This is a genomic window from Shewanella olleyana (assembly GCF_023283825.1).
Lineage (GTDB): Bacteria > Pseudomonadota > Gammaproteobacteria > Enterobacterales > Shewanellaceae > Shewanella > Shewanella olleyana.
In genome coordinates this window covers 217,548-241,842 of sequence record NZ_JAKILD010000004.1, presented here as the reverse complement: position 1 = coordinate 241,842, position 24,295 = coordinate 217,548, and the positions used below count along the sequence as shown (strand labels likewise).

Here is a 24,295-nt window from a genome sequence, read left to right as displayed (position 1 = left end):
TTTATAACTCGTGTCAACGATAAGGACGATATGTGCGAAGTTCATCAAGGCTCGAAACCCAAGCGTTTCAATTATGAAGCCGGATATACGAACGCAAACCTATCACTGTCACAACGCTATTTTTTATATTGCAATATTGGAGGAGACCATATACACGCCCTAATGATTCACCAGCAATTAAAACAAAAAGTCAGCATATGCTGGCTTTTGTTTTTTGGAAGTGACTTTTGGTTTTTGAGAGTGAGTTTAAATGTTTAAATTGCCATTTAATAAGGCGTAGATTAAAAATCCCACCCAGCTCGCTGCCAGTAATATCCAAGGGAATTTAGGCGATGAGGTCGGCACTTCAGCGTTAAATTCTATTTCACTCGTTTCTTGGCGTGACTTGGTTTTTAAGTCTTGCTTGCGCTGCTTATCTCGGCCACGGGCTTTTGCCTTTTGCTGCTTTTTATACTCGGCAATGCCTTTTTCAATACCTTGAGCAATCAGCTTAGTTTGCTCTTTGGTTTGCGATGGTTTTTGAGTGGCTTTGGCCACTTTCATTGCTTCGTTTTGGGTTTCTTGAGAAATCTGCTTCGCCATTATGCCTACAATTACGCTGTTGAAATTTTAAAGACACTATACCGAATCTTGAGTGGGAACTTAAATTGTAGATTAATTATTGTTAAACCATGAGCTACCGCACTAAGTGGTGGCGGTGCTTTAACGTAAAATAGTGTTTTAAATATAAGGAATGGTTAAATGTCTGACTCAATTCACGGTCGTAATGTTATTAAGTTGATGAAAGCGCAAAACACGCCTCAGCCTCACCAGCAATGGCTTGCCCTTATGGCGCAAGAGTTTGGCGAAAATGCAGAGTTTCATACCTGCCGTGCTAGTGATATGACAGGAGCGCAGCTGGTTGACTTGTTTATCAGCAATGGCCGTTTAACTGAAACCGAAGCTGGTTTTGAAATTAATCAATGTGGTCACTGTGCAGGAAAAGAGCACGGTGAAGAAGGCCATTCTCACGATTAATCACGAAAGCAAAAAATGGTATTTGTATGAAAGTACGTACTAATACAGCAATAAAAAATGCCAGTCGATGACTGGCATTTTTGTAGCTGTTATTAACCGTAATTGTGAAGAAAGGCGTTAACCCATCACTCCCAAATAGCCTTGCAGAATAATGGCATTGACGATATCAATAAAGAATGCGCCAACTATTGGTACCACCATAAAGGCTTGTGGAGACGGACCTGTTCTTGATACTAACGCACCCATGTTCATAACCGCAGTCGGAGTTGCGCCCATACCGAAACCACAATGACCGCCAGCCATTACAGCTGCGTCATAATTACTGCCCATCAACCTGAAGGTGACAAAATAAGCAAAAAATGCAAGCACAATACCTTGAGTCAATAAGATAATTAATAGCGGTATTGCTAGGTCAAAAATTTCCCACAGCTTTAAGTTCATTAGCGCCATCGATAAAAACAAGGCTAATGACACAGTGCCAAGAATATCGACACACTCACTGTTTATTTTAAATCCACGCGTTAATTCTGTAGCATTGGTAATCACCACACCGAAAAATAATGCATAAACAAATTCAGGCATTTTAAGCCAACCAATATCCATTACAGACACCAATTTACCGAACCATTTAGCACCTGCAACACAAAGTAATAGCACAAACAAAACTTCTAAAATCTTCTTAGCGGTGACTCTATCTTCTTCTAATTGATCGTAAGTGATGAGATCGGGATGGTCTTTATGGTGATTGCCACCAACACCATATGAGGAAACTAGGTTATTTTTATTAATTAAACGCTGTGCAACAGGCCCACCAATAATACCGCCCATGACTAGGCCGAAAGTAGCCGCTGCCATAGCAAATTCAAGGGTATTAATGCCATAATTTTCTTGGAAGGTTTGTGCCCATGCTGCACCTGTACCGTGCCCACCAGATAAAGTAATGGATCCTGCAATTAAGCCCATAATCGGCTCTAGCCCAAGTGCAGTCGCTAAACTTACCCCTACAGCATTTTGGATAATGATATATACCGAAGCGATACCCAAAAATAAGAAAACCTTGCTGCCTCCTTTGAGTAAGAGTTTATAACTGGCGGCTAAGCCCACAGTGCTGAAAAACATCAACATCAAGGTGTTTTGCATTGATAGTGAGAACTCAATACTGATGTTGTTGAAGTGCAAAATGGTAATAAAGCCAGCGACAATAAGTCCACCGACTATGGGTTCAGGGATATTATATTTTCTGAAAGCGGCTAAGTGACGATTGACCGAATGACCGATAAATAAAACTAAAATCGCGATGAGAAACGATTCGAGTTCTCCAATAGAGTAGACTGTATTCATGAAACTCCTCAGGGGTAGCAATGAAAATGTTACGCAATGCTATGGCGCATCACCATATGGTATGCCTTTTATATATGACTTAATTTTTTAGTTAATAAGCTGATTATAGATTAAGGAGAAGCTAAATATAATGGCAAGGAAGCTAAATGAAGGATTATCAAGCTTAAACAGGCTCTAATTAACATCACATTAAAGTCATAAAGGCGGATGTTAAAGGCACAGGCGCAGATGTAGGCTGCTTGGTTTTGGTTTGTTAAAGTTTTGAGAGGGAACTTTACTCTAAAATAGAAGAATTAATCAGGTTCCGGCTTGTTTTTACAGCTAAACGTTTGCTTTATAGGTAAACATCAAAGTGGAATAAGATTTTCATCCACTTTCCACTTTGTGTGTACTAATCTTTAATGCAGCAAAGTTATGAAAGGTAACTTTTTGCTGATTACGAATTGTAAAATAGAGTCGTATAATTAGTCTACAGCGACCATAACATTACTTGCTTTGATAATTGCATAAGCACTACCACCAACAACTAAACCTAGTTGCTCACAAGATTTTTTAGTCACAACAGAAGTGATTTCTACACCAGGAGCAAGTTGAATAACAACTTCGTTGTTTACAGAGCCTTGTTCAATTGAAATTATTTTTCCAACAAGTGAATTACGTGCACTGATTTTCATAATTGTCTTTCTCCAGTTAATAAATGAATATATAAGATTATGTAATAGGGTAATTTATATATTAAACAATTATTTGCAATAATAATTAGTCTAAAGTGATATAAATTCGTGTTTAATAAAGGAACTGAGAGTCATATCGCAGTTTTACTCACAAAAGGATAGTTTATCTTACTCATTTATATTCATTCTTAAGTAGTAATTTTAAGCTTTAACCGGCTATTACTCTTTGGCTTTTATTATTAACCCTTTATTTTCAGTTTTTTATATGTAATTCGAGGTGTTAATAAATTGACTTATTACAATCCTGAAACAGGTGTTATAACTCTTTGATTGTTAAACAATGGATGCTCTAACGGTAAGCTCATTGCAATCTCTTTGCAAGGTGAGGGCGCAAAGTGACAGCACAGAGCTATAAAGCTGTCTGGTCTGTGGGGCTGCATTACTGATTGCTCAGTAGTCAATTTATGTGGGCTAAGTTCCCTTCGAAGTCGTCTATTCATAATGTTTTTACGGAAAAATATTAAGGTAATAGAAAACATCAAGCTTGATCACAATAAGCAATAATAACTTTATAGTAAACCTATATGTGAGATTGCGTATATGTGACTTTTCACATATAGTTTCGTCATCTTCATTCAGAGTTGCCTATTGAGAGGAACTTATTAATAGTGATTTGTTAATAGGGACTTGTTGAGAATTACTCGTTTATAGATTTATGTTGATAAATGCATGAAACGACAGTTTTCTCTTTTGATATAAGCTTAACGAATCTGTGGATGAAGATGGCTGATGCATTCATACACAAGTATTGTAAACGTTTAATGAGTCAGCAAAGTTAAGGGCATTTGGGTTGTAGTGGAAATAACAAACTGACTCAATGGATAACTTTGCGGCAAAATACCAATTTAAAACAATCAATGGCTTAGGTAATAGGCGATTGAGTATAAAGAATTTATATATAACCCGGTGATTAACACCATCCTATCAAGCATATTGATTAAACAAGGTTGAGTTATGACAATTAAAGTAGGAATTAACGGTTTTGGCCGTATGGGACGTTTATCATTTCGTGCTGCATTCGATTGGGCTGACGTTGAATTTGTTCAAATTAACGACCCTGCCGGTGACGCAGCAACGCTGGCGCATTTAGTTAACTTCGATTCAGTTCATGGCCGCTGGCAACATGAAGCGGTAGCTACAGATAATGTAATTGAAGTAAACGGTCATAAAATCACTTGTACAGCCAATAAAGCCATTGCTGATACTGATTGGTCAAACTGCGATGTCGTCATTGAAGCATCTGGTCAAATGAAGACCAAAGCAAAACTACAAGCTTATTTAGAGCAAGGCGTAAAACGTGTTGTAGTGACAGCCCCTGTTAAAGAAGACGGCGTATTGAATATCGTCATGGGTGTAAATCATCAAGATTATGATAAAGACATCCACCCTATTGTCACAGCTGCCTCATGTACCACAAACTGCCTAGCGCCTGTGGTTAAAGTCATTCATGAATCATTAGGAATTGTTCATGGTTCAATGACCACAATTCACGACATTACTAATACTCAAACTATTCTAGATGCTCCCCACAAAGATTTACGCCGTGCAAGAGCATGTGGCATGAGCCTTATTCCTACTACCACAGGATCTGCTACGGCAATTACTCATATATTCCCAGAACTGAAAGGCCGTTTAAATGGTCATGCGATTCGTGTGCCTTTAGCAAATGCCTCTATTACTGATTGCGTGTTTGAAGTCAGTCGTGAGACCACAGAAGGGGAAGTTAACGGTTTATTAAGTGATGCAGCATCTGGCGAGCTTGCTGGGGTACTTGGCTATGAAACCAGACCATTAGTATCAATCGATTATAAGACAGACCCGCGTTCAGGCGTGATTGATGCACCTTCGACCATGGTGGTTAATGGCACTCAAGTTAAGCTTTATGTGTGGTATGACAATGAGTGGGGTTATGCGAATCGTACTGCTGAGCTGATGCGCCTGGTTGGCTTACAAGATTTAGTTGGCTTACAAGATAAAGCTGACGCGTAAACTTTTGACATTTTTAAGCATCAATATTTGCAGCATGAAATAGGATTTAGGCAATGTCTTTTGTGGCTAAGCTGGCTAATTTACCCAATGAGATAAAACAGTACTTAATTGTCACTGGTAATTACTGGGCTTTTACCTTAACAGATGGTGCATTACGCATGCTGGTGGTACTGTATTTTCACGGGTTAGGTTTTAGCCCGATTGAAATTGCCATGCTGTTCTTATTTTATGAAATCTTTGGTGTTGTCACTAACTTAGTGGGTGGCTGGCTTGGTGCAAGAGTAGGGCTAAATCGCACTATGAATATTGGTCTTGCGATGCAAGTCATCGCATTATCCATGTTGCTGGTGCCCACAGAATGGCTAACCGTCGTCTGGGTTATGGCGGCGCAGGCTTTGTCTGGTATAGCTAAAGACCTCAATAAAATGAGTGCCAAAAGTGCGATTAAAACCCTAGTGCCAGCGGGTGCTGAAGGTAAGTTATATCAATGGGTCGCAATCTTAACTGGCTCTAAAAATGCGTTAAAAGGGGTCGGCTTCTTCTTAGGTGGTGCACTGCTCTCTGTATTTGGTTTTCAAACTGCGATTTTAATCATGGCTGTGGCATTACTTGTGGTGTGGGTATTCAGTGTATTAACACTGAAAAGCCAGCTTGGAAAAGCCAGCGCTAAACCTAAGTTTAAGGAGATATTCTCTAAAAGCAGCACCATTAATTATTTATCCGCAGCGAGATTATTTTTGTTTGCTGCAAGAGACGTGTGGTTTGTGGTTGCGTTACCAGTGTACTTGGCAAGTCAATTTAATTGGGACCATTGGTATGTAGGTGGCTTTTTAGCCCTGTGGGTGATTGGCTATGGCGCTGTGCAGTCATTTGCACCTTACTTCACAGGAAAAAAGCAAGGTAAGGTACCAGATGGTAAAAGTGCTTTGGCTTGGGCGGCAATGCTTGCGATTGTGCCAGCCATTATTGCGCTAGCACTGAGTTTTGATTGGCATAGCCAAGCTATTTTGATCGGCGGTTTACTTATATTTGGTGGCTTGTTTGCAGTTAACTCATCAATGCACAGTTATTTAATTGTCAGTTATGCAGGAAAAGATGGCGTCTCGTTAGATGTTGGCTTCTACTATATGGCAAACGCCATGGGCAGACTCATCGGTACTTTATTGTCTGGTTGGGTATTTCAGCAATACGGTCTCGAGGCTTGTTTGTGGATTTCGAGCGGTTTAATTGCACTGGCTGCCATTATTTCAATCAAACTACCACAGCATGATACAGCAAAGACTTAATCGTTGGAAAAGCTTGAGAATGGTATACGGCGCGTTGAGCGCCGTATTGACTGATGCTTCACTTAATACTCTGAATTTTAAGCTCTACACTCTTAATTCTAAATGCTTGATTATAAATGCTTAATTCAGCACTGGTCATTCTAGATTCAATGAAGTTAACAGTGTTTATGCCGATTGAAGCTCTGTAAAGTAGTCTGCATCAATACCAAATAAACATAAGTAGTTGTCGGTATTGTAACTTGGATTGTTATTATCGGAGATGACGCTAATTCCTTCGGCATCAAATTGATTGAGCTTTCTTAGCAACATTTGCTGAGTCTTACGCTCCATCATTAACTCAATATCAAGCATTTGCTGATATTCACCAGGTTGTAAATGGGATTTAGCGAGTCGACGTAATTTACGATAAGGCGAGACAACTTTAGTGTCCCAATCTTCAATAGTGGCCGCTAATGTTTCCCATTGAGCTAGCGCTAAAGGGTGGTTTTGCTGATCTAGGTACTGTGCTAGCAAAAGCAGATTAACATTCACTTGGTAATCATCTTGAACACTAATATAGCTTAAACGGTGGGTAGCGTAACGGTTATCGCAATCACGCCAAATTAACGAATTAAACTGTTGCACTGTGCATTTCTCCTGAAAATATTAGTGTCTGATTAATCGGCTTTAAGCCTGTGATTATCGATGACTTGATGCCCTCGATAATGACGGTGTTTCATTCCTTTTATACCCAAACAACTTGAAGATACGTGTTTCAGAGCTTCACCGTGTTCTCAATACTAGGCGCGTTAATGCGGTAATGTAGGTACCTTATAAATTAGCGCAACAACGTAGTGGGAACACGGTGAAACTCCCTGAGGGCAAGTTTTACACGCGTTTATGCTGCGTTATTGTTTTTGAAAAGGGAATAACCATTACCCGCAATCAATGCCTTGCCTAAACGCGTGTAAATTCTTGCTGAAATCGAGCATCTTCAGGTTGTTTGGGTATATAGCGCAGTGCAATTCAGATATTGCTTAACGTTAAATAACTAAAGTTAAATAACTAAAATAGTTTAGCTAAGAGTAAACTCTTGTTCGATTAGTTCAATTTGTTCTTGGATTTCTAACCAAGTCATTTCACTTTCGTCCATCGCTTGAGTGAGCTCAGTTCGCTCATTAAGCACCTTGGTCATTTTAGCTTTGTTTTCTGCTTCATACAGTGAGCCATCAGCTAAGTCGATTTCCAGTTCAGCTAACCGAGTGGTTATTTTTTGTTGCTGGGCTTCTAATTTTATTTGCTGTTTACGTAGTGGCGACACTTTTTGTCTTAATTCAGCTTCAAAGCGTTTTTGCTGCTTTTTATCTACAGCAGGTTTTGCTTCAGAATCTTTGGCTGAAAGGGACTGCGCAGCTTTTGTCGCATCTAATAACCACTGATGATAATCATCTAAATCACCTTGGAATGGCTTTACTGCACCTTGGTCTACAAGGTAATAGTCGCTACAGCTTAATCGTAAAAGATGTCGATCATGTGACACGATAACCATTGCACCTTCAAAAGTTTGCAATGCCATGGTGAGTGCGTGACGCATTTCTAAATCTAAATGGTTGGTAGGTTCATCCAACAGTAGAACATTAGGCTTTTGCCACACTAACAGAGCCAAAACTAGGCGCGCTTTTTCACCACCAGAAAAAGGGCCTACAGCAGATAATGCCATATCGCCATTAAAGCCAAATCCACCGAGAAAGTTTCTCAGTTCTAGTTCTTTAGCATTGGGTGCTAAGCGCACCATATGTTGCAGCGGGCTGTCATCTAAACTTAAAAACTCGATTTGATGCTGAGCAAAGTAACCGATATTTAACCCTGGATTAGGCTGGTATTTACCAGTCTTAGGTTCTAAGTCGCCGGTAAGCAATTTAATTAGAGTCGATTTACCCGCACCGTTGCGGCCAAGTAGGCCGATGCGAGCACCTGGTACTAAGTTAAGTTTTACTTCACTTAAAATGGTTTTATCGCCGTAGCCAATAGAGACATTTTCCATGGTCACTAGCGGATTTGGTAGCGCGTCTGGTTCACGAAACGCCATATGAAATTGGCTATCAACTTGAGAAGGCAACAGGTTAGCCATTTTCTCCAAAGCTTTTAAGCGACTTTGAGCTTGCTTAGCTTTACTGGCTTTATATCTGAAACGGTCGACAAAAGACTGCATATGAGCACGTTCTTTTTGCTGACGTTCAAATGCGGCTTGTTGCTGCGATAGGCGCTCAGCACGAATACGCTCGAATGAGCTGTAGTTACCTTTGTAGTAATTAAGCTTGGCATGTTCTACATGAACAATTTCATCGACAATGCCATCGATAAAGTCACGGTCATGACTGATTAGAATCAAGGTGCCTTGGTATGCTTTAATCCAACCCTCAAGCCAATACATGGTATCTAAGTCTAAGTGGTTGGTCGGTTCATCGAGTAATAAAAGATCAGAGCGACATAATAAGGCCTGCGCTAAGTTAAGGCGCATACGCCAGCCACCTGAGAAACTTTTTACTGGATTGCTTTGTTCTGTTTCACTAAAACCTAAACCTGCTAATAATGAGCCGGCTCGTGATCGGATTGCATAGCCACCAATAGCGTCAATTTTGCCATGGATAAGTGCAATGTTATGGCCATTATCTTCTTCTTGAGCGACAGCTAATTGCGCTTCAAGTTGTCTAAATTCAATATCACCATCAAGAACATATTCGAGCGCCGATACTTCTAGAGCAGGTGTTTCTTGAGCTACCGTGGCTATTTGCCAACCTGCAGGTAAACTGAAATCACCCTTATCGAGTTGTAAGTGTCCAAGGATCAGCGCCAATAGCGACGACTTACCTGTACCGTTTGCACCAACAAGGCCGACTTTATGGCCTGGATATACGGTTAAATCGGCTTCATCGAGTAAGGTCTTAGTTCCGCGAATGAGTTGGGCTTGGCTGATGTTGATCATGAATGGCAACTTGATTGGTGATATGACAAAAAGTGCAGCGATAATAGCGTAATTGATACTTTTTTAACACTAGAGCGAGACTGGATTAACCAATTCATGGCAAAATACTGCTATTGATATCGCAAATATGTAGAAGAACAATAATAAGATTATGGCTAAAATTAAGAAACGCTTTGTAGCAGGGGCTAAATGCCCTAAATGTCATGCGCAAGATAGTATTCAGTTATTTAAAGAAAACGGGATTGAAACCGTTGAATGTACTGATTGTGATTATCGAGAGCAGCAAACAGAAGCAAAAGTCGCCGAGAAAGCCAGTGGAAATGTTATTGGGGTATTTAAGCCAGATTAAGATTTGTAGATGCTTTATAGCATTGAACTTGAGTTTGGACTTGAATATGAAGCAGAAATTGAAAAAATGGTTAAAGGATTTATTGCTATTTCAAGGTCATTAGCCTTCTTCTTTGGCAATAGCGCCATCATTGGCGCTTTCCGCAAGAATTTTATTTTTGTGTTCAATCAATACAATAATCACATGACGATTGTTCTTCATTAGTTCATCGAAACGATGATTGATTTCACCTAAGTCTTCTACGTAATCAGGATCGTCTTTTTCTTTTTTATGCCAATAACGATTACGATCAAGCTTCTGTATCTCACTGGCACGTAAGATCTCAAAATAGCTGTTTTCTTGCTTGAGACGATACACTTCACTGTCGAGCAATTGAATCAGCTTTTCTTTAGAAATGGTTTGTTTTTTCAGTAGGGCTTTTAGAGGGTCTTCTTTCAAGACAATCTTATCTGAATCAACTTCAGTGGTTATCCCAAGTTGATATTCAATTTTGTGCTGACGAAACTCTTTCGGACAGACAGTTTGACTGAAGGCAATCTTATTATCCTTCATACATTTATAAATAGTATTAGCTGAGGCAAAAGATGGCCCCATAAAAAATACAATTATCAATGTCAGTAATAGTCTAATTGGCATGCGGCCACAGATCCTTTTGTATATCCAATATCGCTTCAGCACCAGTGTTGAAGGCATATCAGATGGTTACCGCTAGTTCCCCAATATCCATTGGCACTAGTTGGTTGTGAATCATTATAGTCGCTTGTAACTATAATGTTTAAATATACTTATTTACTATGGCTTAATTTTAACGATAAAACCAGTTTTTTGACAGTAGATTTTTTATTGTCACTTGAGAACTTTGCGTTAAATTTGTAAGACTTAGTGGGAAATGTACTAAGTCTTACAAAGTCAGTGGCGAATAGATTAACGGGTGAAGGTTAGATTATCTATGAGGCGGGTGTTACCTAAATATGCAGCGACTAAGATCACTAGGTTGTTATCTTCGCTAGTTACTGGGGCTAGATTAGTGGCATTTCTAACGGATAAATAATCCATTTTAAAGCCTGCAGCAACTAACTGTTTAGCTGCTAGGGCTTCACTTAGTTCAATACCTTTACCTGCTGCAACTTGGCTAGCGAGTTTGTCCATGGATTTTTTAATCGCGGCAGCTTGTTGTTTTTGCTCAGGGGTTAAATAGCCATTTCTTGAGCTCATCGCAAGGCCTGATGACTCTCTGATAGTGTCAATACCAACAATTTCAATCGGTAATGATAAATCTTCTGCCATGGCGTTGATTACCATCAGTTGTTGGTAATCTTTACGACCAAATACTGCTACATCTGCTTGAACAATATTAAATAACTTACAAACAACTGTGGCTACACCACGAAAATGCCCAGGACGGCTGGCACCACAAAACTCATCTCCAATCTGTGGCACTTCAACAAAAGTTTGTTGATCTAACCCTTTTGGATAAATAATATCTGGCGTTGGTGTAAACAGTAATTCAGCACCAGCGTTAACTAGGGCTTCGCTATCGGCAGTTAAGGTTCTAGGGTAGGCATCAAGATCTTCGTTTTGGCCAAATTGCATTGGATTGACAAAAATAGACACGACAACATGATCTGCCCGTTTTAAGGCTTCTGTAACCAAAGTGATATGGCCATTATGTAAATTGCCCATGGTTGGTACGAATGCAACGGTCTCACCTTGCATGTGCCACTGTTTCACTTGTGCTCTGATTTCAGCAATATTCGCTGTGGTAATCATCAATAAATACCTGGTTGTGCAATACGATTAAACCTTTAACCATTCTTTTAAATAGTTAGAGGCTGATTGATATAAATGCTTAGTTAAATGAATGCTCATCTGCTGGGAAAGACCCATCAGCGACTTCTTCAATATAGGCTTTCACTGCAGCGCGAATTTCGCCAGTTTGCTGTAGGTAGTTTTTAGAGAACTTAGGAATATAACCGCTAGAAATACCTAATACATCATGCATCACTAGGATTTGTCCGTCAGTGTCGCGGCCAGCGCCAATACCGATAACTGGAATGGTTAACGCTTCAGAAATACGTTTGGCTAAAGCGCTTGGAATACACTCAACAACCAGTAATTGTGCGCCTGCATTTTGCATTGCTAAGGCATCATCAATCATGCGTTGGGCTTTATCTTCTTCACGACCTTGGACTTTAAAACCGCCAAAAACGTGAACTGACTGTGGAGTGAGTCCAAGGTGAGCACAAACGGGGATGCCGCGCTCTGTTAGCATTTTAACGCTATCAAGTAACCACTCTCCACCTTCAAGTTTTACCATTGTGGCGCCAGCTTGCATAAGAATAGCGGCATTGGCCATTGTTTGTTCTGGAGTGGCATAACTCATGAAAGGCATATCGGCGATAAGCAGTGCGCGTTTACAGCCTCTGCTAACGCTGGCGGTGTGGTAAGCAATATCGTTAACAGTAACAGGCAAGGTGTCGCTGTGACCTTGAAGCACCATACCTAAAGAATCACCGACCAGTAAGACATCGACGCCTTCACTATCAAATGCACCGGCAAAGCTGGCATCGTAGGCCGTAAGCGCGGTAAATTTCTTACCTTCTTGTTTGAATTTAATGAGGGTTGAGCTAGTGACTTTTGACATAATAAACTCTTAGAAGCAATTCATATTCAAGTAATGGATATGCGATGCAAACTGCACAAAAGCTGATTAAATTTGAATTAATTCAGCTCGCATTTCACGGGTAATTAAGCTTTTTAATTCGGTTTTACATGGCAGTATTAATTGCGGATTAATATCTGCAAGTGGAATGAGAACAAAGCTGCGTTGTTTCATACCATAATGGGGAATTGTTAATCGAGGCTCCTCGATGACTTGCTGCTCGTATAATAAGATGTCTAGATCTAATGTACGAGGTCCCCAGCGTACCTCTCTGACACGGCCTTGGGCATTTTCAATTTCTTGCAGTGCATTGAGTAAAGCAAGAGGTTCAAGGTCAGTGTTAAATTGTGCCACACCATTGACGAAATCAGGTTGTTCTACATCGCCCATTGGGACAGAACGATAGAGTGGTGACACAGTAATAATTGAATCTATAGCAAGGCTTTTTAAAGCCAGTACAGCATGTTGAATTTGCTGTACTGGTTCATTTAGGTTTGCACCTAATGCCACATAAGCCATGGTGCTCATGATTAGCCTTGATTATCAGGTTTAGGTGCTGGCTTTGGACCTGTTGCACCAGTAGCATCTGATTTGGGCTTACTAGTGCGACGACGTTTACGCTGATGGGCGTTACGGTTTCGACTAGGGCCTTTTTTACTGCTCTTAGCAATTTCAGAACGTTCTTGTTCATCAGCTTCAACAAATGACTTCCACCAAGCGGCAATTTTACCAATGTTGCCAGCTTCTGCTTCACCGCGAAGTAGTAATAAATCATAGGCGGCGCGGAACTTTGGATGTTCTAGCAATTTAAATGCTCGAGTGCCTTGGCTGCGTTCAAGACGTAATTGTAGCTGCCAAATATCTTTTGCTGGTGTGCTAAAGCGACGTGGAATACTGATGGTGCGACATTGCTGCTCCATCACATCACCCATTGCTGCAACATGGGCATCGTAATGGGTTAAACCACTTTCTAGCGCTATGTCATCAGCACGTTGCTTTAATGGATACCATAGCAAAGCAGCATAAAAAAATGCAGGTGTAACAGGCTTGTCTTGGCTTACGCGCAAGTCAGTATTGCTCATTACTGCGTTTAGCATTTTAGCGGTATAACCGTTTGGCTGTTCTGTAATTTGTGCTGAAATTTGCGGGAATAGTGGCTGAAATAAGCCTAAATCACGCATCATTTCATAGTTTGCTTGGGCTTTACCTGCAAAAAATAGCTTTAGTACTTCTTCGTACATTCTTGCAGCAGGAATATCTTTCAGCAGTGGTGCTAACTCTTTAATTGGCGCCGCTGTTTTTGGCTCGATTTGCATATCGAGTTTAGTCGCGAAACGTACCGCGCGAAGCATACGCACTGGATCTTCACGGTAACGAGTTTCAGGATCGCCAATCAAACGAATGGTTCTAGCGTCTAAATCACTAATACCACCGCCATAGCTGCGTATAGAGTAGTCGCTGATATCGTAATAAAGCGCATTAATCGTAAAATCACGACGTTCTGCATCTTCATCAATTTCGCCATATACGTTGTCACGCAGCAAGCGACCTTCAGCATTTGACTTAGAAATCTTGTCATCGGTTTCGCCGTGATGACCACGGAAGGTGGCAACTTCAATGACGTCGCGGCCAAATACAATGTGAGCCAATCTAAATCTGCGGCCAACAAGGCGGCTATTACGGAATAATTTTTTGATTTCTTCTGGGGTAGCATTGGTCACTACATCGAAATCTTTAGGCTCCATGCCTAATAAGATATCGCGAACACCACCACCAACAAGGTAGGCTTTGTAGCCAGATTTGCTGAGTCGATAAAGAACTTTTAGTGCATTTTCACTGATTTGACGCCTAGAAATTGTATGGGCATCTCTGGTGACAATGTCCAGGCGCAGTCCGTCATCTTGAGCTTCTGGCTCAATGACTGGAGTGGATTTATTGTCTTCAAACAGCTGTTTGCAGAATTGGCTAATACGGCGAAAAATAATACACCTCGAACGATACGATTAATGGTTAAAATAAAATGGTTAAAAATCTGGCGGCTATGATATACCAATTGTAAGCCAATGAGTATATCACTGCGCTATCAGAATCTCAGATACTTGAGGAATATCTGCAATACTAAATTGCTCGCAAGCTTGTTTTAGCATGACATCCACATCGTCTGTGTCTACTTTTGCTTGACCTAAAAACGTCAAGGCCGCATTAATACTGGCTTGTGGCCGTTTTATATCAATGGCATTAGCATAATTTTGTTTAGATAATTTAAAGCCGGGTTTTGTGCACGCAAGGGGTAAATGCAGCCAGTTTGGAGAACAAAAACCAAGAATTTTATTCATACTTAATTGTCTGCAACTGGTTTCGAGCAAATCACAGCCTCGAACAATTTCAGTGATGCCCTGAAAAGCATCATCGATAACGACAGCAAGTTGATAAGCATATAATCCATCACTGCGCTTGATAATAAAATCTTCGCCCGAAAAGCCTTTATCTACAGTCACTTTTCCTATCAACAAATCTTCAAATTGATTTACCTTAGCGGTATTTCTAATTCGAATCGCACCTTGGGTGAGTGATGTTGATAATTGTCCGCAGCGGCTATCGTAAACACCGCCCATTTGGCCAATTTGTTTACGGGTGCACTGACAGTAATAGGCCAAACCTTGTTTCAATAAGGTATCAATTTGCTGCTGATAAATATCGGTTCGCTGACTTTGGTAGAGCTCTTGGTCATCCCAACATAAACCATAGGCTTCTAGCGTCGCTAAAATGTCAGAGCTTGCACCTGGTACTTCACGAGGAGGATCAATATCTTCTATACGAACTAACCATTTTCCATTTTGTTGTTTCGCGCGAAGGTAGCTTCCGAGTGCGGCAATAAGAGAGCCAAAATGAAGAGGGCCAGAAGGAGATGGAGCAAAGCGACCAATATAATGAGGTGAGTTCACCGATATACCTTTTGCTTAAGTCAGTTTAGCGATGGGAAAATACAAAAACAAAGGGCGAGAATAATCTCGCCCAATATACTGATTATCGGAAAATGTGTGTGAACCGATTGTCAGTGGTTGCTGAATTAGCCAGCCATTTGCTTTTCTTTAATTTCAGCAAGTGTCTTACAGTCGATACATTGATCTGCTGTTGGACGTGCTTCAAGACGGCGGATACCGATTTCAACACCACAAGAATCACAGAAGCCAAAATCGTCTTCTTCAATTTTTTGTAATGTCTTTTCAATCTTTTTAATTAGTTTACGTTCTCTATCACGAGCACGTAATTCTAAACTAAATTCTTCTTCCTGGGCTGCGCGATCAACTGGATCTGGGAAGTTAGCAGCTTCGTCTTGCATATGGTTCAAAGTGCGATCAACTTCTTCACGTAACTGGTTACGCCAAGCTTCTAAAATCATTTTAAAATGACCACGTTGCTCTTCACCCATATACTCCTCACCAGCTTTTTCCTGGTAAGGTTCTACACCTGCGATAGCGAGTACGCCGAGTTTTTTGGTGCCTTCAGGCATAACGCATCTCCTGTAATAATTAGCGATTTTATGTGCGTCGTAAATTTATGGCCGCTATCTATAGCAGAAACTCTATAGCGTGGCAAATTATTTAATTAGTATTTTTGTCTTTTTGAACTAAACAATAACTTTGCATGAACGGGTCAGGGTACTTGAGATAGCCGATAATTCAGTTTGATAAGCTAAAACTTCTACGCCGCTATTTACCGCTTGTTTTAGTAAAAGTGCATATTGCGGATCGATATGTTCTGCAGCCTGCACAATATTGATACCAGTATGCTGTACAACAAACAGCAATACTGCTCTATGGCCTAGACTAACCATATGCATTAGCTCGCGCAAATGCTTTTGACCCCTTGTTGTGACTGAATCGGGGAAATAGCCTACTGTTTGCTCTAATAATGTACAGCTTTTGATTTCCACATAGCATAAAGGACGATTGTCGTCGCTTAATAGGATATCTATGCGACTATTTTCATCCCCGTATTTAACTTCTCGCTTAAGGCTTGAGTAACCCGATAACTCCGTTATGACGCCAGCATTAATCGCTTCTTCAGCCAAAGCGTTAGCTCTGCCTGTATTGATGCCAATAAGGTGTTGTTCGGTGGTTTGAGCCAGTTCCCAAGTGTTCGGGTACTTTCTTTTTGGATTGTCAGAGGTCGAAAACCATACTTTTTCACCTGGGAATAGGCAGTTTTTCATTGACCCGGTATTCGGGCAATGAATGGTTATTTCTGTTCCGTCATCTAACCTGACATCAGCTAAAAAACGTTTATAGCGTTTAATCAAGGTTCCCTGTTGCAGCGCTGGGGTAAAGTCCATGAAAAAATTTTCTCCGTAAAAATAGTGTTTACAATTTTTATTGATAACTATATGGGTTTTTGTCACGTTTCATTATCGAATTACAGTACACTTAGCCCATTGGAAACAAAAGTTACATTGCAAGAACAACAAGGAAATCATAATGGAAATAATGACCGTTACCCTAACACAAGAAGCGCCACAGAGCCTTTGGGGTAAAGCCGATGTTACTTATCAAGGCAACCAAGCTTTTATTCATTTATCTGGTACAGACGAATTGCGTCAAGTGCAAATGGCCGCAAGAAAAATTCGCGGTCAAGGAGTGAATAAGGTTCAGTTAGATGGCGTTCTTTGGAGTATTGATTCTCAATGGGCGTTCTCACAAGGTTTCACCACAGCTAAAGGTGAGTTTGAAGTGCTTTGGTGTGGTGACAATGATAGCCAAAACACGCTAACCCATCGTTTTGAAGCGGCAAGCTTTGCTCGCATGCTAGTGAATGAAACACCTGAAGAGTTATCGCCGGTTGTTTTAGCAAACCATGCAGCAAAGTGGTTAAAAGCCATTGGTGGTGACAAGGTTAGTTATGAGATTGTTGAAGGCCAAGAACTGTTAGAAGCTCAGTGGATTGGTTTACATGCAGTAGGTCGCGGTAGTGAACGTCCGCCGGCAATGTTGGTGCTCGACTTTAATCCTCTCAATGATGATGCTGAAGTATCAACCGCATTAGTCGGTAAAGGTATTACATTCGACTCAGGTGGCTACAGCATTAAGCCGTCTGAAGGCATGCTTGATATGAAGTGTGACATGGGTGGCGCTGCAACAGTTACTGCAGCGTTAGGTTTAGCAATAAAATCTGGTCTTAATAAGCGCGTTAAACTGTTCTTGTGCTGTGCAGAAAACCTCATTAGTGGCCACGCATATAAACTAGGCGACATTTTAACTTATAAAAATGGTGTGACTGTTGAAGTGGTTAATACCGATGCAGAAGGCCGCTTAGTGCTTGCTGATGGCTTACAAGCAGCCTCAGACACTGGTGCAGAGCTTATTATTGATGCAGCCACATTAACGGGTGCTGCAGTGATGGCTGTTGGGACAAACTATAATGCCATTTTCTCTCCACAAATGGAGACCTTGCAATTAGCTCAGCAACAAGCGGCAACTGTTGCTGAAAACGTCTGGCCTTTGCCGTTAGATGCATGGCATAAAGACATGTGTCCATCTCCTTTTGCTGACACTGCGAATAGCCGTGCTATGAAAGGTGGTGGAGCGGGTGGCGCATCAAATGCTGCTGGTTTCTTATGGCGCTTTGTTCGCCCAGATGTCAACTGGTTACACATGGACTTGGCAGGAGCTTATGCATCATCAGCGAACTCTTTATGGAGTGCTGGTGCCACAGGTCATGGCGTACTGACTATTGCAGCGATGCTAAATAAATAAGCTGAGATCTGCACATTGGTTAGTTAATAATCGATATAAATTCAAAAAGCCGCTATATGCGGCTTTTTTGTTTTAATTTTCTGAGTTTAGGTTATCCGTTATTAGCTTAGTGGCCAGCTTTTAAGCGCTAAATATTCAACTCCCATGGATGTCGATTTTGATTCAAATAAAGTCAGCTCAGTGATATCGACTTTAATAGGGACACGTTTTATCATCTCAGTCGTTTTAATAGCTGCCTCGTCTATTATAGTTTGATTTAGAGACGGCTTTTTTACATGACGGAATAGACTGACATGAGGTCGGTAATCATGTTGGCTTTGATGCAGGTTAAGTTGATTTGCTAACTGCGCGAGTTGCTCAACAATTTTGTTCAATTCAATCTTGGTTATTCCTTCAATACACAGCACTTCTGCCTTCGGCCAAAAAGCAATATGTTCAAGTTCTTGAGTAAAGCATTTTAAAGTCATTAACGATATCGCCGCATCAATTTTTTGGATATCTGCTTCACTGGTCTGTCCTAAAAAAGCGGCAGTTATGTGTAAGTTAGTGCTATGTACTACCGTGGCAGTAGCATTTAGCTGTGGCGCTAACTGCTGCTGTATATCAATTAATCGTTGCTGGTGATTCGCTGATAATGAAAAGCCGATAAAAGTGCGTTTGTTATCATTTTTAGACATTAATTTGCCTTATATATTGTTATGTATTGAATTGTATCGCACATGGATAATTTCTAGGTTAATTTGGCGGTTGCTATAGGGTCTGTTGAACTTTCGCGGTTGCTTTTGCAGCGAATTGTTGGCCTCTTATACAAGGCAGAGGCTTTGTGGTGTAGTTATTCTACACAAAAAGCCGATAACGTAGTAAAAATGGCCAACAAACGCTGCCCGAAGGGTTCGACTAAAAGCGCTTTACTCTTTGTTGGATGAATTTTGCTTAGATGACTAGGCATCAATTAATCCGCCTCGATTAAAACGCTTTTATTTCGAACAAAACTTAACCGGAAAAGATCAACAGACCCTAGTTGAAGATAATCAAGTAAGTTGTCGTTTTTAATCTAATATTACTTGTATGGGCTAAAAATGTGGTCAACTTTACGGAAAAAGGTTCATCACAGTAATGTTAGAATGAAGCGCGTTAATAAGAGAGTTAAATTGCAATTACATAAAGAGTCACTAAATGATTGATAGCGAATTGGAATCGATATGGGTCAGTAAACAGTCTTCTGAGCTAAATAGCTTGCTATCATCAGAGCAAGTTACAGCGGAAGTTGATGTGTTACTCCAACAGCTTGGCTGTGATGGTGTGGTAGCTATTTTATCGCAAGTATCCGAGCATATTACGAGTGGTTTTGTTGTTCAAGCTAATGCATTAAAAGTGTTTGAATCCAATAGCCAAAATGCCGAAATGCTCGGTTTATCTTTAGTGTCTTTTCCAGTGCTGTGTGAGCAACTATTGGTTAATCAACATTCAGGCTTTTTCCCTAGCAGAAGTTCTTCTGAGTCAGATGAATTTGAGCAATCTCCATTGTCTGAATTGTTAACTAATGAACTATCTCAATTTTGTAGTACGTTAACGACGCCAATTCAATTACAAATTAATCACTGCGTTGTTATCGGTAGTAGCCGTTTAAGTTTAATACCTTACTTTCATCAAGCTAATGGTCTTATTAGTGAAAATAATAAGAAATCCAAAGTATTCTATAAAGGTAATGAAAGCTCGCTGAAGTTGTGTTCTTATGCTGAACTTACTCGGGTATCAGAGTTATTAAATAATAAAGAAATTCAGTATTTAGAGTTATTCCAACAACTGCCCGTGGCTTGTGCGCTAATTGATATCGATGACAATGTTAGCAAGCAAAACCAAGTTGCCAGCCATAATCTACCGCTACGTTTAAATGAAAGCCTTTTTTCGGTGATTAACTCAGATGATCACCTACTCCTTGAAGATTGCTTGCATATTGTACGAGAAGGCGCACTACACCAATCTTGGTGTGAAATTCCTTTGATCATTGCCGGAGTAAAACATTGGTATAAAATGAGTTTTTGCCGTGCACTTGATATAGAAAACCATCTATTAATGATGGTTGAAGATATATCTGAGCGTTATCGCCTCGCGGATGAACTGTCTTTTCAGTCAAATTATGACCCGTTAACAGGCTTACCTAATCGGGTTCAATTTGAAGCCATGCTTGAAGAAGCCATTGATGCAAAAGAGCGCTTACCTGCCTGTGTCGCATTCCTCGATTTAGATCAGTTTCAGGTGATTAATGATGTTAGCGGCCACAAAGCAGGTGATGAATTACTTTGCCAAGTGTCTAAACGCTTAAGTTTGCTGTTACGTACAGGCGATATTGTTGCAAGGCTCGGGGGAGATGAGTTTGGTATTTTGATGTTCCATGCAGATAAAGAATCTGCAGAACAAGTTGCTAATCGAATCTGTCAGCAGTTATCTGAGCATGAATTTATCTGGGGTGAAATCACCCATAATGTCAGTATCAGTATGGGCTTATCAGAGTTTGATGCTCGTAGTTCAGATATCTATAGCGTGATGAGTCAGGCTGATGCGGCTTGTCGTATCGCTAAAGAAGATGGCCGAAATCGTTGGCACTTTTACAGTAAAAACGATCCGCAAATGCACCAACTTTATAATCAAATGTTGGCGTCAGTGGATATTATCTCAGCCCTTGCACTGAATCAGTTTGAGTTGTTTTTTCAACTTATCGAACCATTATCATCCGATGAATCAGGCATTCATATGGAGATCTTGCTGCGAATGGTGCAAGAAGATGGCCGGTATGTGTCGCCTGGCGTGTTTCTACCTGCTGCAGAGCGTTATAACCTCGCTTCGCGTATCGATCGCTGGGTTATTGATAATTTATTGAAGTGGGGCGCCCGCCACATGGATATATGGGAGCAGCTATCTATGGTGTCGGTGAATCTATCTGCACTGTCATTATCAGATAGCAAATTTATGAGCTGGCTTGAAATGCGTTTGATGGTCGAGCCGGACTTAGTGTCTAAGCTGTGTTTTGAAATCACTGAAACCGCAGCCGTCAGTCAGCTTGAGCAAGCGACAGCGCTGATTGATCTGCTTCAGCCATTAGGTTGTAAGTTAGCGTTAGATGATTTTGGCTCAGGCTTTTCAAGCTTTGCTTACCTTAAATGCCTTGATGTTGATTACGTTAAAATTGATGGCCAGTTCGTGGTCAATGTGTGTGACGATCGCAGTGATAAAGCGATTGTGTCTGCGATATGCCAGCTAGGTAAAGACATGGATTTTGAGGTGATTGGTGAGTTTGTTGAAAGTGAAGCCATTGGCCGATTATTACAAGAGCTAGGGGTGGATTATGGACAAGGTTATGCTATTGGCAAACCTACACGTTTAATTGAGTTAGCCTCTGGGGTTCGCATACCATGGGTATTACATTAACCTAATAGCTTTTATTGATGAGACACCCAAATAGATGCTAGATGAGCAGCTCCATTGATGGTCGATTAGATGGCCGGTGAGTTAGCAGATGAGATGGCATCAAGATCCGAATATGCGTAAACTGACCGGTATCATTCGTTGTTTAAGTTATCCTTTTGAGCTCACTACCGATCCAAGCCTTGTTTGCTCCGTTACAGCAAGCATTGTCAGACCATTGCCAAATCATTCTTGAAGCGCCAACAGGTGCGGGTAAATCAACAGCATTACCTATGGCGATGCTGCAATGGCCGCAAGTCGACGGCAAAATTCTCATGCTTGAACCTCGGCGCGTTGCTGCTCGCAGTGTCGCGCATTTTATTGCTCATTCACTGGGTGAAAAAGTGGGTGAGAGTGTGGGATATCGAGTCCGTGGTGAAACAAAGGTTAGTGCTAATACACGATTAGAAATTGTCACTGAAGGTATTCTCACCAGAATGATCCAACAAGATCCTGAGCTCACAGGAATTGAAGTGATCATTTTTGATGAAATCCATGAGCGCCACCTTCCCACTGATTTAGGCTTAGCCCTTGCGCTAGAAGTGCAAGAATCTCTGCGCGACGATTTAAAGCTAATTGCCATGTCAGCGACCTTATCTGGCTTGCCATTACAACAATTGATGCCTGATGCAGCTGTACTTGTCAGTGAGGGAAGAAGTTTTGAGGTAGAAAAGGTTTATCGACCTGTGCCTGGGCAACAAGCATGGTTAGAGTACTTAGCCAATGTCATTACTGATTGCGTCAAAGCTGACTCATCAATTGTGCCAGTCCAATACCAGCAAGGGTCAGTGTTAACTTTTTTGCCTGGCAAAGGCGAAATTAATAAACTTCAGCGACTTCTGAGTCAAAAACTCGATACTCAAGCATTTATGCTATGTCCTCTTTATGGCGATTTAACTCCAGCAGAGCAAGATAAAGCGATAGCTGCTGCGCCAGCTGGGAAACGTAAAATCGTTATTGCAACCAATGTGGCCGAATCGAGTTTAACCATTGATGGCATCACTATCGTGGTTGATAGCGGATATAAGCGTGAAGCCAGCTTTAATCCGCGTACAGGAGTGAGCCGTTTATCCCTTAAACGCATTAGCCAAGCCTCATCTATTCAACGTGCAGGTCGAGCCGGGCGCTTAGCCCCGGGTTGCTGCGTGCGCTTATGGGGCCAAGAAGAACAAAGCCGTTTAGCTAAAACCGAACAACCTGAAATCAGTTTGAGTGAACTCACCTCGATGGCACTGGATTGTGCTTATTGGGGCGTGGCTGACATTGAAAGCTTACCGCTATTAACTGCGCCACCTGCAATTCATCAGCAAGTCGCTTGGCAGTTATTATCTCAACTTGCTTTAGTTGATGCTCAGCACAAAATCACACAGCAAGGAAAAGCGGCCTATGAACTCGGATGTCATCCACGCTTAGCGCATATGTTATTGCAATCAAAGGTAATGGCAAACGCTCAGCAGCAACCAGATTTAGTGACTTTAGCTTGCATGTTGGCTGCGGTACTAGAAGCGAGAGGCTTACCTAAAAAAGGTGCCGATATTAGCCAATATATTGCTTTATCAACGCAAGGGTTAATGGCGAGTCAGGTGAGAAAGTGGCAAAAAATCCTATCAGTTACGGGCGATGTAAAACACATTGCACGTGACGCCGCGAGTCGAGATATCAGTAGTTTATTGGCTTTGGCATTTCCTGACCGGATTGCCAAAGCGCGTGGGAAGCACGGATTTCAGCTCAGCAATGGTACGGGCGTGACCATAGATATTGAAGATAACATGTCAACCCATGATTGGCTGGTTGTGGCCGACTTTCAAGAATCCCAAGGGCGCAATGCTGGTCGAGTTTATTTGGCTGCACCAATCAACCCAGATCATATCCGCCATGATTTAGATTTTTTAATTTCCGAGCATAAAGTTTGCGAGTGGGATGAAGTTAAAGGGCGATTTTTTGCTGAAAAACAGCAAAAAATTGGTGACATAGTTGTGAGTAAATCGCTGGAAACCAATGTCGACTCAGCTTTGATCGTTCAAGCCTTAATACATCACATTCAGCAAAAAGGGTTAAGTATTCTTAACCTAGACGAACGGTTTGTTCAGTTACAATATCGATTAAAATTAGCGCAAGTATATGCACCTGAACATGATTGGCCTGTCATCGATTCAGCGCATTTGTTGGCCACGCTATCACAATGGTTAGCGCCTTATTTAGTTGAGGTTAATTCGATTGCTAAACTGCAGAAAATGGATATATTAAGTCACATAAAGAACCTGTTAACTTGGTCACAACAACAAACGTTAAATGAGTTGTTACCAACACATTGGAAAATGGCTACAGGAACGTCTGCACCCATCACCTATAAACTTGATGAAGTTGTTGATAGCAATACCGATAAAGATGCCAATAACACAAGCAATAACACAAGCAATAACGATGACTTAGCATCCGATATTCAATGTCGAGCTTTATTAAGTGTTCGACTACAAGAGGCTTTAGGTTTATCACAAAGCCCATTATTACTTAATGGTAAGCTGGTGGTCACAATGGAGCTATTATCTCCGGCGCAGCGCCCGATAGCGGTGACTGCAGATTTAGCCAGCTTCTGGCAAGGGCCATATGTTGAAGTTAAAAAAGAAATGCGTGGCCGCTATCCACGTCATTTATGGCCTGATGACCCAGCTAACACGACAGCAACTAAATTTACTAAAAAGAAAACCCCAGGGCTTAAGTAGCGTTGGGGGAC

22 protein-coding genes are annotated in these 24,295 nt (G+C 41.1%); 8 read left to right on the top strand and 14 right to left on the bottom strand.

Going from position 1 to position 24,295, the window contains the following annotated elements; all coding sequences use genetic code 11:
• A partial coding sequence (locus L2735_RS04820; protein ID WP_248983624.1) for a hypothetical protein occupies positions 1–258 on the top strand: 258 nt, incomplete at its 5' end.
• Here the strand turns inward: L2735_RS04820 and L2735_RS04815 are convergent.
• The gene (locus L2735_RS04815; protein ID WP_248983623.1) at positions 247–582 is read right to left on the bottom strand and encodes a DUF2956 domain-containing protein; all 336 of its coding nucleotides are present in this window, start codon (positions 580–582) and stop codon (positions 247–249) included. The two genes, L2735_RS04820 and L2735_RS04815, sit on opposite strands and share 12 nt — an antisense overlap.
• A 159-nt stretch (positions 583–741) precedes the next feature.
• On the opposite strand from L2735_RS04815, the gene L2735_RS04810 reads away from it, so the two are divergent.
• Entirely contained in the window at positions 742–1,017 is a 276-nt protein-coding gene (locus L2735_RS04810) for a YecH family metal-binding protein (protein WP_248983622.1), read from the top strand.
• A 117-nt stretch (positions 1,018–1,134) separates the two neighbouring features.
• Here the strand turns inward: L2735_RS04810 and gltS are convergent, their stop codons facing one another.
• Both gltS and L2735_RS04800 read right to left on the bottom strand, forming a co-directional pair.
• Positions 1,135–2,358: a sodium/glutamate symporter gene (gltS, locus tag L2735_RS04805; protein ID WP_248983621.1), complete on the bottom strand. Its 1,224-nt coding sequence runs from the start codon at positions 2,356–2,358 to the stop codon at positions 1,135–1,137.
• Between the two features lie 464 nt (positions 2,359–2,822).
• Positions 2,823–3,032, bottom strand: a complete 210-nt coding sequence (locus L2735_RS04800) for a TOBE domain-containing protein (protein WP_248983620.1) — start codon at positions 3,030–3,032, stop codon at positions 2,823–2,825.
• Between the two features lie 1,014 nt (positions 3,033–4,046).
• Between L2735_RS04800 and L2735_RS04795 the strand changes: the two genes are divergently transcribed.
• Both L2735_RS04795 and arsJ read left to right on the top strand, forming a co-directional pair.
• A complete protein-coding gene (locus L2735_RS04795) occupies positions 4,047–5,081 on the top strand; it encodes an ArsJ-associated glyceraldehyde-3-phosphate dehydrogenase (RefSeq protein ID WP_248983619.1) in 1,035 nt (344 codons plus the stop codon).
• Between the two features lie 53 nt (positions 5,082–5,134).
• Complete coding sequence (gene arsJ, locus L2735_RS04790) at positions 5,135–6,367, top strand: organoarsenical effux MFS transporter ArsJ (RefSeq protein ID WP_248983618.1); 1,233 nt, start codon at positions 5,135–5,137, stop codon at positions 6,365–6,367.
• A 165-nt stretch (positions 6,368–6,532) separates the two neighbouring features.
• On the opposite strand, the gene L2735_RS04785 is transcribed toward arsJ, so the two are convergent.
• Entirely contained in the window at positions 6,533–6,991 is a 459-nt protein-coding gene (locus L2735_RS04785) for a TIGR02444 family protein (protein WP_248983617.1), read from the bottom strand.
• 430 nt (positions 6,992–7,421) lie between these two features.
• Positions 7,422–9,332 carry an ABC transporter ATP-binding protein gene (locus tag L2735_RS04780; protein WP_248983616.1) on the bottom strand — a complete coding sequence of 637 codons (1,911 nt, stop codon included), beginning with the start codon at positions 9,330–9,332 and terminating at the stop codon, positions 7,422–7,424.
• Positions 9,333–9,483: 151 nt separating this feature from the next.
• Between L2735_RS04780 and L2735_RS04775 the strand changes: the two genes are divergently transcribed.
• The gene (locus L2735_RS04775; RefSeq protein WP_248983615.1) at positions 9,484–9,681 is read left to right on the top strand and encodes a YheV family putative zinc ribbon protein; all 198 of its coding nucleotides are present in this window, start codon (positions 9,484–9,486) and stop codon (positions 9,679–9,681) included.
• A gap of 99 nt (positions 9,682–9,780) precedes the next feature.
• On the opposite strand, the gene L2735_RS04770 is transcribed toward L2735_RS04775, so the two are convergent.
• The 8 genes from L2735_RS04770 to sfsA all read right to left on the bottom strand — a co-directional run bounded on the left by L2735_RS04770 (position 9,781) and on the right by sfsA (position 16,679).
• Positions 9,781–10,317, bottom strand: coding sequence for a DUF4124 domain-containing protein (locus tag L2735_RS04770; protein ID WP_248983614.1), 537 nt, complete (start codon positions 10,315–10,317; stop codon positions 9,781–9,783).
• 288 nt (positions 10,318–10,605) lie between these two features.
• The gene (gene panC, locus L2735_RS04765) at positions 10,606–11,451 is read right to left on the bottom strand and encodes a pantoate--beta-alanine ligase (protein WP_248983613.1); all 846 of its coding nucleotides are present in this window, start codon (positions 11,449–11,451) and stop codon (positions 10,606–10,608) included.
• 79 nt (positions 11,452–11,530) lie between these two features.
• On the bottom strand, positions 11,531–12,325 hold the full coding sequence (gene panB, locus L2735_RS04760) for a 3-methyl-2-oxobutanoate hydroxymethyltransferase (protein WP_248983612.1): 795 nt from the start codon (positions 12,323–12,325) through the stop codon (positions 11,531–11,533).
• Between the two features lie 66 nt (positions 12,326–12,391).
• A complete protein-coding gene (gene folK, locus L2735_RS04755; RefSeq protein ID WP_248983611.1) occupies positions 12,392–12,871 on the bottom strand; it encodes a 2-amino-4-hydroxy-6-hydroxymethyldihydropteridine diphosphokinase in 480 nt (159 codons plus the stop codon).
• 2 nt (positions 12,872–12,873) lie between these two features.
• Positions 12,874–14,262: a polynucleotide adenylyltransferase PcnB gene (gene pcnB, locus L2735_RS04750; RefSeq protein WP_428848292.1), complete on the bottom strand. Its 1,389-nt coding sequence runs from the start codon at positions 14,260–14,262 to the stop codon at positions 12,874–12,876.
• A gap of 153 nt (positions 14,263–14,415) precedes the next feature.
• The gene (gene gluQRS / locus L2735_RS04745; protein ID WP_248983610.1) at positions 14,416–15,288 is read right to left on the bottom strand and encodes a tRNA glutamyl-Q(34) synthetase GluQRS; all 873 of its coding nucleotides are present in this window, start codon (positions 15,286–15,288) and stop codon (positions 14,416–14,418) included.
• A gap of 125 nt (positions 15,289–15,413) precedes the next feature.
• Positions 15,414–15,857 (bottom strand): RNA polymerase-binding protein DksA, encoded by a 444-nt coding sequence (dksA, locus tag L2735_RS04740; protein ID WP_055024924.1) that lies wholly within the window; start codon positions 15,855–15,857, stop codon positions 15,414–15,416.
• Positions 15,858–15,974: 117 nt separating this feature from the next.
• Positions 15,975–16,679 (bottom strand): DNA/RNA nuclease SfsA, encoded by a 705-nt coding sequence (gene sfsA / locus L2735_RS04735; RefSeq protein ID WP_248983609.1) that lies wholly within the window; start codon positions 16,677–16,679, stop codon positions 15,975–15,977.
• A gap of 142 nt (positions 16,680–16,821) precedes the next feature.
• Between sfsA and pepB the strand changes: the two genes are divergently transcribed.
• On the top strand, positions 16,822–18,096 hold the full coding sequence (gene pepB / locus L2735_RS04730) for an aminopeptidase PepB (protein WP_248983608.1): 1,275 nt from the start codon (positions 16,822–16,824) through the stop codon (positions 18,094–18,096).
• Positions 18,097–18,197: 101 nt separating this feature from the next.
• Here pepB and thpR read toward each other — a convergent pair whose 3' ends face one another.
• Entirely contained in the window at positions 18,198–18,773 is a 576-nt protein-coding gene (thpR, locus tag L2735_RS04725) for an RNA 2',3'-cyclic phosphodiesterase (RefSeq protein WP_248983607.1), read from the bottom strand.
• 499 nt (positions 18,774–19,272) lie between these two features.
• Between thpR and L2735_RS04715 the strand changes: the two genes are divergently transcribed.
• Entirely contained in the window at positions 19,273–21,525 is a 2,253-nt protein-coding gene (locus tag L2735_RS04715) for a putative bifunctional diguanylate cyclase/phosphodiesterase (protein WP_248983606.1), read from the top strand.
• 155 nt (positions 21,526–21,680) lie between these two features.
• On the top strand, positions 21,681–24,284 hold the full coding sequence (gene hrpB / locus L2735_RS04710) for an ATP-dependent helicase HrpB (protein WP_248983605.1): 2,604 nt from the start codon (positions 21,681–21,683) through the stop codon (positions 24,282–24,284).
• Positions 24,285–24,295 lie beyond the last annotated feature (11 nt).

Excerpts from the sequence above, each read along its gene's own strand:
- L2735_RS04815 (WP_248983623.1), bottom strand. The coding sequence starts at position 582 with ATGGCGAAGCAGATTTCTCAAGAAACCCAAAACGAAGCAATGAAAGTG.
- L2735_RS04810 (WP_248983622.1), top strand. The coding sequence starts at position 742 with ATGTCTGACTCAATTCACGGTCGTAATGTTATTAAGTTGATGAAAGCG.
- gltS (WP_248983621.1), bottom strand. The coding sequence starts at position 2,358 with ATGAATACAGTCTACTCTATTGGAGAACTCGAATCGTTTCTCATCGCG.
- L2735_RS04800 (WP_248983620.1), bottom strand. The coding sequence starts at position 3,032 with ATGAAAATCAGTGCACGTAATTCACTTGTTGGAAAAATAATTTCAATT.
- L2735_RS04795 (WP_248983619.1), top strand. The coding sequence starts at position 4,047 with ATGACAATTAAAGTAGGAATTAACGGTTTTGGCCGTATGGGACGTTTA.
- arsJ (WP_248983618.1), top strand. The coding sequence starts at position 5,135 with ATGTCTTTTGTGGCTAAGCTGGCTAATTTACCCAATGAGATAAAACAG.
- L2735_RS04780 (WP_248983616.1), bottom strand. The coding sequence starts at position 9,332 with ATGATCAACATCAGCCAAGCCCAACTCATTCGCGGAACTAAGACCTTA.
- L2735_RS04775 (WP_248983615.1), top strand. The coding sequence starts at position 9,484 with ATGGCTAAAATTAAGAAACGCTTTGTAGCAGGGGCTAAATGCCCTAAA.
- L2735_RS04770 (WP_248983614.1), bottom strand. The coding sequence starts at position 10,317 with ATGCCAATTAGACTATTACTGACATTGATAATTGTATTTTTTATGGGG.
- panC (WP_248983613.1), bottom strand. The coding sequence starts at position 11,451 with ATGATTACCACAGCGAATATTGCTGAAATCAGAGCACAAGTGAAACAG.
- panB (WP_248983612.1), bottom strand. The coding sequence starts at position 12,325 with ATGTCAAAAGTCACTAGCTCAACCCTCATTAAATTCAAACAAGAAGGT.
- folK (WP_248983611.1), bottom strand. The coding sequence starts at position 12,871 with ATGAGCACCATGGCTTATGTGGCATTAGGTGCAAACCTAAATGAACCA.
- dksA (WP_055024924.1), bottom strand. The coding sequence starts at position 15,857 with ATGCCTGAAGGCACCAAAAAACTCGGCGTACTCGCTATCGCAGGTGTA.
- sfsA (WP_248983609.1), bottom strand. The coding sequence starts at position 16,679 with ATGGACTTTACCCCAGCGCTGCAACAGGGAACCTTGATTAAACGCTAT.
- pepB (WP_248983608.1), top strand. The coding sequence starts at position 16,822 with ATGGAAATAATGACCGTTACCCTAACACAAGAAGCGCCACAGAGCCTT.
- thpR (WP_248983607.1), bottom strand. The coding sequence starts at position 18,773 with ATGTCTAAAAATGATAACAAACGCACTTTTATCGGCTTTTCATTATCA.
- L2735_RS04715 (WP_248983606.1), top strand. The coding sequence starts at position 19,273 with ATGATTGATAGCGAATTGGAATCGATATGGGTCAGTAAACAGTCTTCT.